Genomic DNA, 13,647 nt, shown 5'->3' with positions numbered 1-13,647 from the left:
TTAGGCAGCCACTTTCGGCTGCCTCGCCGGTTTTTATTGAATAGGACGACAAGTACGATGCTATTAGTACCACAGATAGAACCTTTGACTGATGACGAGTTTGGTCGGGTTTGTCGATTTATTCATAAAAAGTCTGGAATAGTCCTTACGATGAATAAGAAAAATATGGTCTATAACCGCTTATTAAAGCGCTTACGTGACTGTAATATCGACAATTTTTCTGATTACTTACGGATGTTAGAGCGTGAACCGTTGAATACGGAATGGCAAGCATTCATCAACGCACTGACCACAAACTTAACGGCATTCTTTCGAGAGCCTCACCACTTTGCGACATTGACAGATTTTTTAAAAAGCCGTCGAAATAGCAATATCAATATTTGGTGTTCGGCTTCTTCGACAGGGGAAGAACCTTATTCTATCGCCATGACAGTGAGCGATGTTCTGGGAGCCAACGCTGTCAATGCCAAGGTCGTTGCCAGTGATATTGACACGGAAGTATTAGAGAAAGCGAAACAAGGGATCTATCGAATCGAAGAACTCAAAACCCTGACAGCACTGCAACGGCAGCGCTACTTCATGAAAGGGGTGGGTGAGTATGAAGGGTTTGCTCGCGTAAAGCCCGCACTTAGCAACATGATTGAGTTTCGTTACTTAAACCTGACGGAAGGCGATTGGCAATTACAACATCGCTTCGATGCGATTTTTTGCCGCAACGTCATGATTTATTTTGACAAGGAAATGCAGATAAAACTGCTAGAGCGCTTTGCGCCACTGCTCAAGCCGGATGGCTTATTGTTTATTGGTCACTCTGAAAATATTTCGCAACTGACAAAACAGTTTGTGATCAATGGGCAGACCGTCTACAGCTTAGCGTCGGCGAGGAGAGGACAATGAAAAAAATAAAAGTATTGTGCGTCGATGACTCTGCACTCATGCGCCAATTAATGCGTGAAATTATCAACAGTCACACTGATATGGAAGTGGTCGACACAGCGCCAGATCCGTATGTTGCTCGGGACTTAATTAAGCAACTGGAGCCAGATGTTATCACCCTCGATGTTGAAATGCCGAGAATGGATGGTATTGATTTTTTAGAGAAATTGATGCGGCTGCATCCAATTCCGGTCGTTATGGTCTCCACATTAACCTCTAAAGGCTCTGAAGTGACATTAAAGGCTTTAGAACTGGGCGCCGTAGATTTTGTGACAAAACCACAGATTGGTATTCGCGAAACCATGATGAGTTATCGCGATATGATCGGTGAAAAAATTCGCGCAGCGGCAATGTCTAAAATGTCGCAGCGTAACCGTTTTGCTCGTACAGAGAAAAAAGTTGCTGAGCCGACAACTTTCGCTAAACCGCTGACGCCATACGTGTGCAACAACCGTGTGATAGCCGTGGGAGCCTCAACTGGTGGAACAGAAGCTATCCGCCAATTTTTAGAGATGCTGCCAAGAGAATGCCCGCCAGTGGTGATCACTCAGCATATGCCAGCAGGCTTCACTCGCTCTTTTGCTGAACGCTTAAATAAACTGTGTGCACTTACAGTTAAAGAGGCGGAGCACAATGAGATTTTGCAAAAAGGCTGCGCCTATATTGCGCCGGGTGATTCACACATGTTGATTGCCGATAAAGGCAAAGGTTATCAAGTGGTGTTGGAACAGAGCGAGCCGGTTAACCGCCATCGTCCTTCCGTCGATGTGCTATTTGACTCAGTCGCTAAGCATGTCGGACGTAAATGTATTGGTATTTTGCTGACCGGAATGGGAATGGATGGCGCCAAGGGCTTACTCAACCTGCGTCAACAAGGGGCTTTCACTTATGCTCAAAACGAAAGTAGTTGCGTCGTATTTGGTATGCCGCGTGCTGCAATCGAAATGAATGCCGCAGATGAAGTGCTGGATCTACTGAAAATTGCCCCAAGCGTATTAACAAAACTTTCTACTGTCACCGTTTAGTGGTGACAGTTTATTTATCATTGTATTTTTGAAGGAGTGGTTATGGCCGCTAAAGATCTGAGCTTTCTGGTTGTCGATGACTTTTCTACTATGCGTCGCATCGTCCGTAACTTATTAAAAGAACTTGGTTTTAACAAAATTGAAGAAGCGGAAGATGGCGTTGATGCCCTCGAAAAAATCCGTGCTGGGAATATTGATTTTGTTGTTGCTGACTGGAATATGCCAAATATGGATGGTTTAGAGTTACTCAAAACCATTCGTGGTGATGATGCACTTAAACATATCCCTGTCTTAATGGTGACCGCAGAAGCGAAAAAAGAAAATATTATTGCGGCAGCACAAGCTGGTGCGAGCGGCTATGTTGTGAAACCGTTTACCGCAGCTATCCTCGAAGAAAAATTAAATAAAGTGTTTGAAAAAATGGGGCTGCAATAATCGCGGGCGGTAAAGGAGACAGTGATGATTGAACAAGTAGCAATGAATGGCAGTCGTAATGGCACTGGCAACGAAGATCTAAAACACGTCATTACACGTATTGGAACTCTGATGCGAACCTTACGTGAAAGTATGCGTGAGTTGGGTTTAGAGAAAAGCGTTCAGCAGGCAGTAGCAAGTATTCCAGACGGTAAAGACCGCCTGCGTTATATTGCGCAAATGACAGCCCAAGCGGCAGAAAAAACACTCAACGGCATTGATGTTATCAAGCCGCTGCAAGTGGAAATGAACAAAAATGCGGTTGCGTTGCAGCAACAGTGGGAAGAGGCGGCGTCCGGTGAAGTCTCTGAAGCGTTACGCGGCTCCACTCAAGCATTTTTGGGACAAGTTATCCAAGATAGCGAAGTGACGAAAGCTGAACTATTAGAAATCATGATGGCGCAAGACTTCCAAGACTTAACGGGGCAAGTCGTCAAAAAAATGATGGAAGTGGTTGAAGAAGCAGAGAAACAGCTATTAGCGTTGCTGATGGAAAATACACCACCAGAAATGCGAGTGAAGACTCAAAGTGAAAGCCTGCTCAATGGTCCTCAGATTAATAAAGAAGGTGTGAATGTGATGGCATCACAGTCACAGGTGGATGACCTGTTAGATGAATTAGGTTTCTAATTCGCTCCTTCGAGATATTTTGAGCTATAGCGTTATTGGCTGAGTTTACCTGCTTGCTATGGCTCAAACTATTTAGGGTAGTTGTGCATCATTATTTTATTAGCAATTTTTCATCAAAACCCATCGACCAGTAGATCGCGTTTTTGATTTTATCTCTTTAGTACCCAATGCAAATAATCTCTTTTCCTAGCATGGATTTAGAGATAGCTGACATCAAATGAGTCATAAGTACATAGGGCTGTCCTTCAATATTAATAATCGGGTTAAGTCGAATCGGTAGGGCGGCTTGTAGATGATGTGTATCAAATAATGGAATGATAAGGCGTGTTATTAGGTCATGAATAAGTTGCAATTGCTGACGAATGACTGGATAGCGTGCCGAGAAATGAAATTATAATGGTGGAATAGGGAGAGGAATGTTGAGGTGGTAAAAGAGGATATTAATAGGGCATTAACGCAGGCTTGAATAGCTTTTCAAACCTGCGCAAACAAAACAGAGATAAAGTTATTTCTTTTTATTCAACATAGCTTTTAAATCTGCAAACGGGTTATAAGTGGCTTCACCCACATCTTTTTGTGCATCTTCACCCGCAACCACATTCGTTCCGTACTGGTCGGCTTCTGTATACTTAGAGTGTTCATGGTCATGGCAGAAGAGACACAATAATTCCCAGTTACTGCCATCTTCAGGGTTATTGGTATGATCATGATCGATATGATGAACAGTTAATTCTCTTAGATTCGAATAAACGAATTCCCGTGTGCAGCGTCCACATATCCATGGATAAATCTTGAGTGCTTTTTCACGGTAGCCACTTTCTAAGCGAGCATAGTTTTTAGGGATCAAAGCCATAACGCATATCACCTGCTATAAATAGAGTGTTTTATATTGATACTGTCAATATACCCCATTTTACAGCACGGGTATTATAGGAAGTGATTTTTTAGGTCATCCTTTTTGACTTTTTCTCTTGTTACCTTTCATTTGCCTCTTTGCGAAGCGCTTCGCAAAGTTGTTGCCATATTGCTCAATAGCCAAAAAACCCCTGCGAACTACGTCTATTTTCCACCATTGATTTTTTTACACTCTGTCATGCTATAGCGACTATGCGTATAGGCTAATTTTTTGGAAGTCACGTGTCCGACGAAAGTGATGTAGAAAAAACAGAAGAACCCACGCCCCATAAAAAGCAGAAAGCGAAAGATGATGGGCAAATTGTTCGCTCCAAAGAATTAAGCTCCCTCATGATGATGTTGGCTGGAGTCAGTTTGCTGTGGTTAAGTGGCGGGCATTTGGCAAACCAGCTACGACAAATCATGCGCCAAGGATTTATCTTTGACGGGCATTACCTGCAAAACACAGGGTTAATGCTCAGTTATTTGGGGAGGGTGGTTAGTGAGGCGTTATTTGCTCTACTCCCAATTATCGGGGGGTTAGCGCTGGTGGGGATCTCTGCTTCGTCACTGGTGGGTGGGCTGTTATTTAATAGCAAATTGATTAAGTTTGATTTGAAAAAATTAAACCCAATCAAAGGATTAAAACGAATTTTCTCTATGAATGCCTTATCTGAATTGTTTAAGGCGATATTAAAATCACTGTTTGTGGGGTTAGGAGCATCCATTTTCCTCTGGCAAAGTTGGCCTTCACTACTCCATTTGGTGATGGAACCACCGACAACGGCATTAGCGAATGCACTAGAGAAGGTAATTTTTGCAGGTTATTTAATTGTCTTTCTCTTAATCCCGATGGTGGCATTTGATGTATTTTATCAATTTCGTTCCCACTTGAAAAAGTTACGGATGAGCCGCCAAGAAATTAAAGACGAATTTAAGCAGCAAGAGGGTGATCCGCACATTAAAGCCAAAATTCGTCAGCAACAACGAGCGATTGCGCGTAACCGAATGATGGCAGATGTCCCCAGTGCGGATGTGATTGTTACTAACCCGACTCACTACGCTGTCGCCCTAAAATATGACGATAAAAAAATGGGGGCGCCGAAAGTTTTGGCAAAAGGCGCAGGAGTTATTGCTCAACGTATTAAAGAAATTGGTGCAGAGCACCGCATTTTACAACTTGAAGCTCCACCGCTCGCGCGTGCGTTATACCGTCATGCGGAGATTGGACAAAGTATCCCTGTTGCGCTGTATGCAGCGGTAGCAGAAGTTTTAGCATGGGTTTACCAATTACGCCGTTGGCGTCGTGAAGGTGGCCTGAAACCAAAGAAACCGAAGAATTTACCAGTGCCACCGACGCTGGATTTTGCTGGAGATAACAATCGCGATGGCTAATTTGGCTGCACTTTTAAAATTGCCGAAAAACTTACAAGGAACTCAGTGGCAAATCCTCGCTGGACCCGTGCTGATATTACTGATTCTGTCGATGATGGTTTTACCATTACCGGCATTTTTGCTTGATTTGTTGTTCACCTTTAACATTGCTCTGTCCATTATGGTTCTGCTTGTGGCGATGTTCACCAAACGGACATTGGATTTTGCCGCATTTCCCACCATTTTGCTGTTCGCAACCTTATTGCGCCTATCTTTGAATATCGCTTCAACGCGTATTATTTTGCTGGATGGTCATACTGGACCTGATGCTGCTGGGCGTGTTGTCGAAGCTTTTGGTCACTTCCTGGTTGGCGGTAACTTTGCCATTGGTATCGTTGTTTTCATTATCTTGGTTCTGATTAACTTTATGGTTATCACCAAGGGTGCGGGGCGTATCGCCGAAGTGGGTGCTCGCTTTGTGCTTGATGGTATGCCCGGTAAGCAAATGGCCATCGATGCCGACTTAAACGCCGGTATCATTAATGATGATGAAGCGAAAAAACGCCGAGCAGAAGTCACTCAAGAAGCCGATTTTTACGGTTCAATGGACGGTGCGAGTAAATTCGTCCGTGGTGATGCTGTCGCCGGAATTATGATCATGGTGATAAACGTCATCGGTGGTCTGATTGTTGGTGTGGGTCAGCACCATATGACCCTCGGTGATGCAACGAGCGTTTATACCTTATTAACCATTGGTGACGGTCTAGTTGCCCAAATTCCAGCATTGATCATTTCAACGGCAGCGGGGGTTATCGTCACTCGCGTTGCAACCGATGAAGATGTCGGTGAGCAGATGGTCACTCAACTGTTCAATAATCCGCGCGTGATGTGGCTCAGTGCTGGGGTGTTAGGGTTGACTGGTCTTATTCCAGGGATGCCTAACTTTGTTTTCCTACTGTTTACTGCGGCATTGGCTGCATTAGGCTGGTATCTGGTAAAACGCTCACGTAACCCAGAAAAAGTGATGGATGATAGCCAAGCGCAACATTTCCAAGAAGCCAATAAAGTGGTCGAAGCAACATGGGATGATGTGCAGTTAGAAGATTTACTGGCAATGGAAGTCGGTTATCGCTTAATTCCGTTGGTTGATAACGATCAACAAGGGGAGCTATTGGGTCGACTTCGTGGGTTACGTAAGAAATTTGCTCAGGAAGTCGGATACTTACCTCCGGTGGTACATATTTGCGACAACTTAGAGTTATCCCCATGTGAATATCGCATTCTTATCAAAGGGGCTGAGGTGGGGCGCGGAGAAGCTCAACCTGGACGTAACTTAGCGATTGATCCGGGTAATGCGGCGGGAACTTTACAAGGAGATATGACTAAAGAACCTGCGTTTGGTCTACCTGCAATATGGATCGATGACGATTTACGTGAACAAGCACAAATCCAAGGTTATACCGTCGTTTCTGCAAGTACCGCGGTAGCAACGCACTTTAACCAGATTTTACTGCAATACTCGAGCACTCTGTTCGGTCGCCAAGAAGCCCAAATGTTGTATGACCGAGTGAAAAAAGAAATGCCAAAACTGGCGGATGATTTGATCCCTGACACCATTTCACTGACCATCTTGCACCGCGTTTTACAAAACCTACTCATGGAAGATGTGGTGATCCGTGACATGCGCACCATTATTGAAACGCTGGCTGAAATGGCAGGTGAAAATGGTGAACAAAAAGACACTGATTACCTTACCTCTCAGGTACGTATTGCTTTAGGACGAGCCATTACCCAGCAATGGTTTGGTAGCGCTGAAGAGATCCAAGTGATTGGGTTGGATGCGAAGTTAGAGCAAATCCTGCTACAAGCCGCAAAGAATGGCGGTGGCTTAGAGCCAAACTTAGCCCAGTTTATTCAAACTCAAGCTGAAGAAGCAGTGGGGCATCAAGAAGCGATGGGGGCGCCAACCGTATTGTTAGTGAATCATGCCCTGAGGCTGATTTTATCTCGCTTCCTGCGTCGTAGTTTGCCGCAATTAGTGGTGATGTCCAATTTAGAAATGACAGATCACCGTAAGATTAGAATGACATCGATGATCAGTGGGTCATAAACAGTCGATTGATTTCAAGTTAACGAAACGCAAATAAGTATCACAATAGGCAGTGTAGTGAGATGAGTGTCATAACTCCTCACTCACTGCCTATTTTTTCGTGCATTAGTTTTATACAAAAGCACAGTTAAGGTCTTTGCAGACTTTAAACCGAACGCTGCGAACAGCATCAAGTCTCACTAACATGAGCCGAAAAATGTTAGATATTAATCATTAATGTGCATCGATACCTTATACATAATCATGGTGTAAAGAATATGGCAGACACATTGAAGGAATTATTGGAATTTGCTAAAGGACTAGAAAAAATCGGGGTTACAGATGGAGATGTTGTGAAACGTATTAAGGCGAGAATAGAAGCAAAAAAGGTGAAATCTAATCGACCAAAAGGCTAAATTTAATAAACCAAAAGACTCTGATCATTTAACCAGATAAAAATGGGGGCGAGGAAAACAGGTTTAGTCAGAAATCTAAATTGAAATTTTCTTTCCTAACGCAGGGCGTTTAGATTCTAAGCCATCGGCACCGTAAGTTGACTGATTATTATGCTTTTTCACAAAATTTAGACGTTGTGCATTCAGCTCAATATGCAGTTGAAGCATTTGGTGATTACGATAATTTAAATCTTTTAGTTGGGTCGTTAGGTCTTTAATCGTATTCCAAGTATGGTTGAGCACTGGGTTACCTTCATAAGGTGCAACGATTTTTGCTTGCTCTTCCAGTTGTAAACGGTGGTTCTCACCATGACTGATAGCGGCAACTAAAAAACGTTTTTGCTCCGTCGTTTCCTGAAATGGAGAAGGTGGCACACGATGGTAACCCAATAATAACTCTTCATTCTTCATCACAATTTCCAGTGATTGCAAATGACCAAGCTGCTGTTCTAATAGTAGTAATAATTCGTCGTTCATAGTCGTTCAGTTTATTTCATAGAAAGCATGCATTCATGGGCATCACGTAAAATACCATCAGCGATTTTACCTGCATCCATGGTTAACGTGCCGTCTTTGATGGCTTGTTTGATTTTTTCAACTTTAGCGACATCAATATCAGAAGCTTGAGGTTGAAGTAATTTCTTTTGTAACTCACTCGGTGCAAAAGAGCTTTCTTTAACGGCTTCATTTGCGGAGACTTTTTTCTCACGAACCAGCGCTGCGGTTTCTTGTGGATCGCGAGTGGTTACCTGAGTCAAGGCAGAGATTGCAGATGTTTGCTCAATAGCCATAGTATTTTTCCTGTTCCCGATATTTTTGATATAGAAGGTTATCGGCAGATATTAATGAACCTTTAATATTCGGTTAGCTTTCAAATTACCAATGAGATAGGTAATTTCACTTAAATCGCGATATAAATTCTGATAATTAACTGCATGTTTAACTACTTCAGACGAATTGCAAAAATTATACCTGTAATTCACTTCAAAAACAGAAAATTATCACGCTATAACTTGATGATTTAATTTTAAATTAAGTTAGTTAAGCGCTACTTGAACACTGCCATTTTCTTGAGCTTCACCATTAACCACTTGCCCATTGATAAGTCGAACTCGAATATTTTCACCCATGGCGGCATTATTAATGGCTCGACCTTCATATTTAACGGAAAAGTTATTGCCAGTGGCAAATACATACACGGTTTGACCCGCCTTAATAGCCCAAGGGCGCCTAACCATTGAGCTAGTAAACGTCTGCCCTGCGGTAATATTGCGAAGGGCTAACGTGCCACGCAGCGCCATCTTGTCGGTAGATGCCCCAGATGGCAATTGGTGAATAAGCCCTCTTTTGGTGCCAATATCCACAAATTCAATGGTTTCTCCCCGTTGAATATTACGGGTGGCAACATAATATTGCCCAGTGACATTCACCGTCAGCTGTAAATACTGTTTTTTCTTATCGCATTGCACAGGAAGTGAGATATTTCCCATATTACGACCCCCACTTGGTAAGCCAATTTGCGGCTTATCACAATTTGGCCATTTATCAATTGGGGTTTTTATTTCAATTGAAACGCTATTTTGCTTTCCATGAATTTTACGGAAATACTGGTCAATATCTTGTGGGAGAGATGCTTGCGCAGAAAAAGAAAATAGATTTAATATACTGATAATTAAAATATATTTAATTGAAAAAACAGTTTTCATCATCCCATTTCCTTTTTCATTCCATACCTTTTTACCCTTGAAGTTTACCTACATCGTCAATAATGAATGAGGCAAATAGGTCAATTATTTTGCCTTTATCTCGCCATTAGATTTTTTATCTGCCAGCTAATATGAGCATCGAATTTCTATATTCAAACTTTGCGTTTATAAAAACTGCAATTAAAAAATTCTTAATTTTCGTCTAAATCGATTAGGAATTAACTTAAATCCATTGAGGAAACCATGATTGATAAATTAGATGCCACCTTTGCTTTTCAGCAACGGGCTTTGTCCATAAGAGAAGCAAGACAGACTGTTTTGGCTTCTAACATCGCCAATGCGGATACCCCTGGTTATCAAGCGCGTGATATTGATTTTAATCGTCAATTACAACAAGCGATGGATAAAGGCGTGGTGAAAGGAAAGGGTATTTCACTGGCAGTGACAGCCAAAGGGCATATTGAAGGACATGATATGAAGCCTGCTGCATTGGATCTGAAATATCGTGTGCCTTATCAAACTTCAATGGATGGAAATACGGTTGATATGGATGTTGAGCGCAGCCAATTTGCTGATAACACATTGAAATATCAAGCCGATCTTACATTCATCAATAGCCAAGTCAAAAGTATGTTGGCCGTTCTACAACAAGGGTAAGGGTTATGGGTCTACTCAGTATTTTTGATATCTCCTCTTCTGCATTAACCGCGCAATCTCAGCGTCTAAACGTTAGCGCGAGTAACATGGCGAACGCAGAAAGTGTGGTGGGTCCTGATGGTGAACCGTACCGTGCGAAGCAAGTGGTTTTTCAAATGGCGCCACAAGGTCGCAATCAAGTCGGTGGCGTTCGTGTGAGTGAATTAATCGAAGATCCTGCTCCTCCGCGTATGGAATACAAGCCCGGTCATCCTCTTGCAGATGAAAAAGGCTACGTGAAGATGCCTAACGTCGATACCGTAGGTGAAATGATCAACACCATCTCCGCATCGCGCAGCTATCAAGCCAACTTAGAAGTCATGAATACCGCAAAAACATTGCTACAGAAAACCTTAACGCTAGGTCAGTAACGGAGGCGCGCAATGGGAATTTCTGCATCAATGAATGATTCTTTGGATAACACAGTTGCTGGGCCAGCAGCTGCAGCCAGTAACATTCCAAAGAAAAGTCAAAGTGATGATATGCGTGACACATTTTTAACCATGATTGTCACGCAGATGAAAAACCAAGACCCGACCAAACCAATGGATAACGCGGATTTAACGGGGCAACTAGCTCAAATCGCTACACTTGAGAGCATGAATAAGCTCAGTGATAGTGTGACAGGGATTTCGCAACAGATAGGGTCTGGGCAGTCATTACAGGCAACGCAACTCGTGGGCAAAGGGGTGCTTATCCCGCGCAATGAAATTGTGCTGGCACCACTGAAAAAAGAGAGTAGTGGCGAAAATAGCAATGTAGCTAAGCCAGCGAACCCATTACCTGACGATGTGATTAGCGCGAATAGCCCATCTAATTTTGGGCTCAGTAATTTTGGCGCAACAGAGGGTAATGAAGGCGGAGAAGGTACTGAAGAGCCGCAAACTGATTACATTTCATCGCCATTTGGCTTCTTCCTACCGAAGATGGCCGATAGCGTTGAAATTACCATTCGAGACAAAAACCGCACCGTAATCCGCACTATCACCTATGACTCAGAAGTGAAACCCGATATTTACGATATGGCATGGGATGGTCGCGATAACAACGGCAATGTGGTTGCCGATCCGAAAGGGAAATATTTCTTTGATGTGAAAGCCGTCAGGATGGGGTCTGAAATTGAGGTCACCAAACTCGGTTATACCCGTGTCAATGGTGTCACACCTGGCTCAGATGCACCATTACTGGATGTTGGAATAGGGCAAAGTGTGCCACTAAGCAGCATCTTTAAAGTGTATCCCGCATCTTAATTTTATTCCCCAAACTTTTATTCCCCAAATATTCATGGAGAAAATATGTCTTTTTCACAAGCAGTCAGTGGCTTAAATGCAGCATCAGCGGGGCTAGACTCGATTGGTAACAATATTGCCAACTCCGCAACTAACGGTTTTAAAGGGGCAACAACCTCGTTTGCTGATATGTTTGCCGGCTCCGGTGTTGGGCTAGGTGTGAACGTCGCAGCGGTCACTCAAAACTTCAAAGATGGTCCAATTACCCGTACTGATAGAGCAACCGACGTTGCGATTTCCGGTAACGGGTTTTTCCGCGTTCAAGACCAAAACGGTGATGTTTATTACAGCCGTGACGGTCAATTCTTGCGTGATAAAAGCGGTAACTTAGTCAACAACCAAGGCATGGTAGTGACTGGGTATCCGGCAAGCGTGGATGAGAAAGGTAACATCACTGTGCAAAGCGGCGGTGTTCCGGCTGGAATGAATATCCCAACGGATATGATGGATGCGAAGCAATCTGATTTAGCTAAGTTAACCATCAACCTGAACTCAGAAGATAAAGTTAAAGATAAGCCTTTTGATCCAAACAAGCCTGATGATATCGCGACATATAACTTCAGCACGACCATGACAGCTTATGACAGCCAAGGTAACACCCATGAAATTTCTGTTTATTTTGTGAAGGATGCAGATAACAAATGGAGTGCATACGCTAAAGATTCTAGTGAAACCAAAGCTGAAAAGCTGGGGGAGCTAGAATTTGACGGTAACGGTAAGCTAATGACTGAAAAAGTAGTCAAAGGTCCAAACCCTGGTGACCCAGATACTACGGTTCAATTACCAACAACGTTTGCTTTCCCATTCAAAGGCTTAAATGGTGCGAATGATGGTACTCTACAAGTCGATTTGGGCAAAACTCGTCAACAAAAAGTGAGCGAATCTTCAGTCAGTGCTATCGATGTGAACGGCTACCCAGCCGGTGAATACACCACCTTCAAAATCGAAGATAACGGTCTGATTGTTGCTAACTACTCCAACCAACAAAAACGTGTTGTGGGTCAAATTGCGTTATCCGCATTTGCTAACCCGAACGGTTTGGTTTCCCAAGGTGGTAACGTTTGGGCGGCATCAAATGCTTCTGGTAACCCAATGGATGGCGTTCCGGGTGTAGGTCAATTCGGTAAGTTGACCAGTGGTGCGCTGGAATCGTCCAACGTGGATATGAGCCAAGAACTGATCAGCATGATCGTAATGCAGCGTAACTATCAGTCCAATGCCCAAACCATTAAGACCCAAGACCAGATGTTACAAACACTGGTTAACTTACGTTAATCCTAGAGGCTGGCGATGGATCATGTCATTTATACCGCAATGGGCGGGGCGCGTCATGCGCTTGAAAACCAAAGTATTGTTTCGAATAACATTGCGAACGTTTCAACAGCGGGCTTTAAAGCTCAACTGTCAGCGATGCGCGCGGTGCCTATTCACGGTGATACCGAGCAGATGCGTACGCTAGTTGTTGCATCAACACCGGGTGCGGATATGAGCCAAGGTCAACTGAACTATACCGGTAGACCGATGGATGTTGCGTTGAATGATAAACACTTTTTGGCAGTCGCTTTAGGCGATGGCACGGAGGCGTATACCCGCAACGGTAACATCCAAATTTCGCCAGACGGTGAATTAATGATTGGTGAGCGTGTGTTGCAAGGGGATGGCGGGGCTATCAACGTGCCACCTAACGCGGAATTAACCATTGGTAACGATGGCACCATTACGGCTTTGCTGGCAACCGATCCACCAACCATGTTGGGACAGATTGGCCGCCTCAAAGTGGTTGAAGCGCAGCCGCAAGACTTAGTCCGTGGCGAAGATGGATTATTCCATTTATCTCCTCAGGCACAAGCAGCGAATGGCGAAGGATTACCCATGAGCGAGCGTGCTATCGTGACTTCTGGCGTGATTGAAGGAAGTAACGTCAATGCCGCTGAAGCCATGGTCTCCATGATTGCCAATGCTCGTCATTTTGAAATGCAAATGAAAGTGATCCACAGCGCAGACGAAAATGCGCAGCGTGCCAATCAACTACTTACTATCAGTTAATCACTAACAGCTAGCCGCTAGTCGGCAAATGTT

The 13,647-nt window shown here is 43.6% G+C and carries 17 protein-coding genes; 12 read left to right on the top strand and 5 right to left on the bottom strand.

What is annotated here, in order from left to right:
* Positions 1-57 precede the first annotated feature (57 nt).
* Genes GKR61_RS17395 through GKR61_RS17380 form a run of 4 tightly spaced genes read left to right on the top strand, consistent with a single transcriptional unit; the run spans position 58 to position 3,065 of the window.
* Complete coding sequence (locus GKR61_RS17395; RefSeq protein ID WP_036951486.1) at positions 58-897, top strand: CheR family methyltransferase; 840 nt, start codon at positions 58-60, stop codon at positions 895-897.
* The gene (locus GKR61_RS17390) at positions 894-1,961 is read left to right on the top strand and encodes a protein-glutamate methylesterase/protein-glutamine glutaminase (RefSeq protein WP_154639921.1); all 1,068 of its coding nucleotides are present in this window, start codon (positions 894-896) and stop codon (positions 1,959-1,961) included. The genes GKR61_RS17395 and GKR61_RS17390 overlap by 4 nt, the downstream gene beginning before the upstream one ends.
* A 42-nt stretch (positions 1,962-2,003) precedes the next feature.
* On the top strand, positions 2,004-2,396 hold the full coding sequence (cheY, locus tag GKR61_RS17385; protein ID WP_036951481.1) for a chemotaxis response regulator CheY: 393 nt from the start codon (positions 2,004-2,006) through the stop codon (positions 2,394-2,396).
* A 24-nt stretch (positions 2,397-2,420) separates the two neighbouring features.
* Complete coding sequence (locus GKR61_RS17380) at positions 2,421-3,065, top strand: protein phosphatase CheZ (RefSeq protein WP_036951478.1); 645 nt, start codon at positions 2,421-2,423, stop codon at positions 3,063-3,065.
* Positions 3,066-3,222: 157 nt separating this feature from the next.
* Here the strand turns inward: GKR61_RS17380 and GKR61_RS18065 are convergent, their stop codons facing one another.
* On the bottom strand, positions 3,223-3,417 hold the full coding sequence (locus tag GKR61_RS18065; RefSeq protein WP_154600297.1) for a CcdB family protein: 195 nt from the start codon (positions 3,415-3,417) through the stop codon (positions 3,223-3,225).
* A gap of 153 nt (positions 3,418-3,570) precedes the next feature.
* The gene (gene yajD, locus GKR61_RS17370; RefSeq protein WP_006657500.1) at positions 3,571-3,918 is read right to left on the bottom strand and encodes an HNH nuclease YajD; all 348 of its coding nucleotides are present in this window, start codon (positions 3,916-3,918) and stop codon (positions 3,571-3,573) included.
* A gap of 284 nt (positions 3,919-4,202) precedes the next feature.
* Here yajD and flhB point away from each other — a divergent pair, with 284 nt between their 5' ends.
* The 3 genes from flhB to GKR61_RS17355 all read left to right on the top strand — a co-directional run bounded on the left by flhB (position 4,203) and on the right by GKR61_RS17355 (position 7,838).
* Positions 4,203-5,354 (top strand): flagellar biosynthesis protein FlhB, encoded by a 1,152-nt coding sequence (flhB, locus tag GKR61_RS17365; RefSeq protein WP_036951475.1) that lies wholly within the window; start codon positions 4,203-4,205, stop codon positions 5,352-5,354.
* Positions 5,347-7,443: a flagellar biosynthesis protein FlhA gene (flhA, locus tag GKR61_RS17360; protein ID WP_154639920.1), complete on the top strand. Its 2,097-nt coding sequence runs from the start codon at positions 5,347-5,349 to the stop codon at positions 7,441-7,443. The genes flhB and flhA overlap by 8 nt, the downstream gene beginning before the upstream one ends.
* A 257-nt stretch (positions 7,444-7,700) precedes the next feature.
* Positions 7,701-7,838 (top strand): hypothetical protein, encoded by a 138-nt coding sequence (locus GKR61_RS17355; protein WP_154600296.1) that lies wholly within the window; start codon positions 7,701-7,703, stop codon positions 7,836-7,838.
* Positions 7,839-7,913: 75 nt separating this feature from the next.
* On the opposite strand, the gene GKR61_RS17350 is transcribed toward GKR61_RS17355, so the two are convergent.
* The 3 genes from GKR61_RS17350 to flgA form a co-directional block, all read right to left on the bottom strand.
* Positions 7,914-8,354: a flagella synthesis protein FlgN gene (locus tag GKR61_RS17350; RefSeq protein WP_036951468.1), complete on the bottom strand. Its 441-nt coding sequence runs from the start codon at positions 8,352-8,354 to the stop codon at positions 7,914-7,916.
* An 11-nt stretch (positions 8,355-8,365) separates the two neighbouring features.
* Positions 8,366-8,668, bottom strand: coding sequence for a flagellar biosynthesis anti-sigma factor FlgM (flgM, locus tag GKR61_RS17345; protein ID WP_036951464.1), 303 nt, complete (start codon positions 8,666-8,668; stop codon positions 8,366-8,368).
* Between the two features lie 246 nt (positions 8,669-8,914).
* On the bottom strand, positions 8,915-9,586 hold the full coding sequence (gene flgA, locus GKR61_RS17340) for a flagellar basal body P-ring formation chaperone FlgA (protein ID WP_036951461.1): 672 nt from the start codon (positions 9,584-9,586) through the stop codon (positions 8,915-8,917).
* A gap of 240 nt (positions 9,587-9,826) precedes the next feature.
* Between flgA and flgB the strand changes: the two genes are divergently transcribed.
* The 5 genes from flgB to GKR61_RS17315 are packed head-to-tail and all read left to right on the top strand — an operon-like array spanning position 9,827 to position 13,614.
* On the top strand, positions 9,827-10,240 hold the full coding sequence (flgB, locus tag GKR61_RS17335) for a flagellar basal body rod protein FlgB (RefSeq protein WP_006657508.1): 414 nt from the start codon (positions 9,827-9,829) through the stop codon (positions 10,238-10,240).
* Between the two features lie 5 nt (positions 10,241-10,245).
* The gene (gene flgC, locus GKR61_RS17330; RefSeq protein ID WP_036951457.1) at positions 10,246-10,650 is read left to right on the top strand and encodes a flagellar basal body rod protein FlgC; all 405 of its coding nucleotides are present in this window, start codon (positions 10,246-10,248) and stop codon (positions 10,648-10,650) included.
* Between the two features lie 12 nt (positions 10,651-10,662).
* Positions 10,663-11,529 (top strand): flagellar hook assembly protein FlgD, encoded by an 867-nt coding sequence (locus tag GKR61_RS17325; protein ID WP_036951454.1) that lies wholly within the window; start codon positions 10,663-10,665, stop codon positions 11,527-11,529.
* Positions 11,530-11,574: 45 nt separating this feature from the next.
* A complete protein-coding gene (gene flgE / locus GKR61_RS17320) occupies positions 11,575-12,843 on the top strand; it encodes a flagellar hook protein FlgE (RefSeq protein WP_036951452.1) in 1,269 nt (422 codons plus the stop codon).
* 15 nt (positions 12,844-12,858) lie between these two features.
* Positions 12,859-13,614, top strand: coding sequence for a flagellar basal body rod protein FlgF (locus tag GKR61_RS17315; RefSeq protein WP_154639919.1), 756 nt, complete (start codon positions 12,859-12,861; stop codon positions 13,612-13,614).
* The last annotated feature ends 33 nt before the right edge of the window (positions 13,615-13,647 follow it).

It is taken from the genome of Providencia sp. wls1916 (genome assembly GCF_009706585.1).
Lineage (GTDB): Bacteria > Pseudomonadota > Gammaproteobacteria > Enterobacterales > Enterobacteriaceae > Providencia > Providencia lanzhouensis.
Note: the sequence above shows the minus strand (reverse complement) of the source record. Positions and strands in the feature narration are given on the sequence as shown.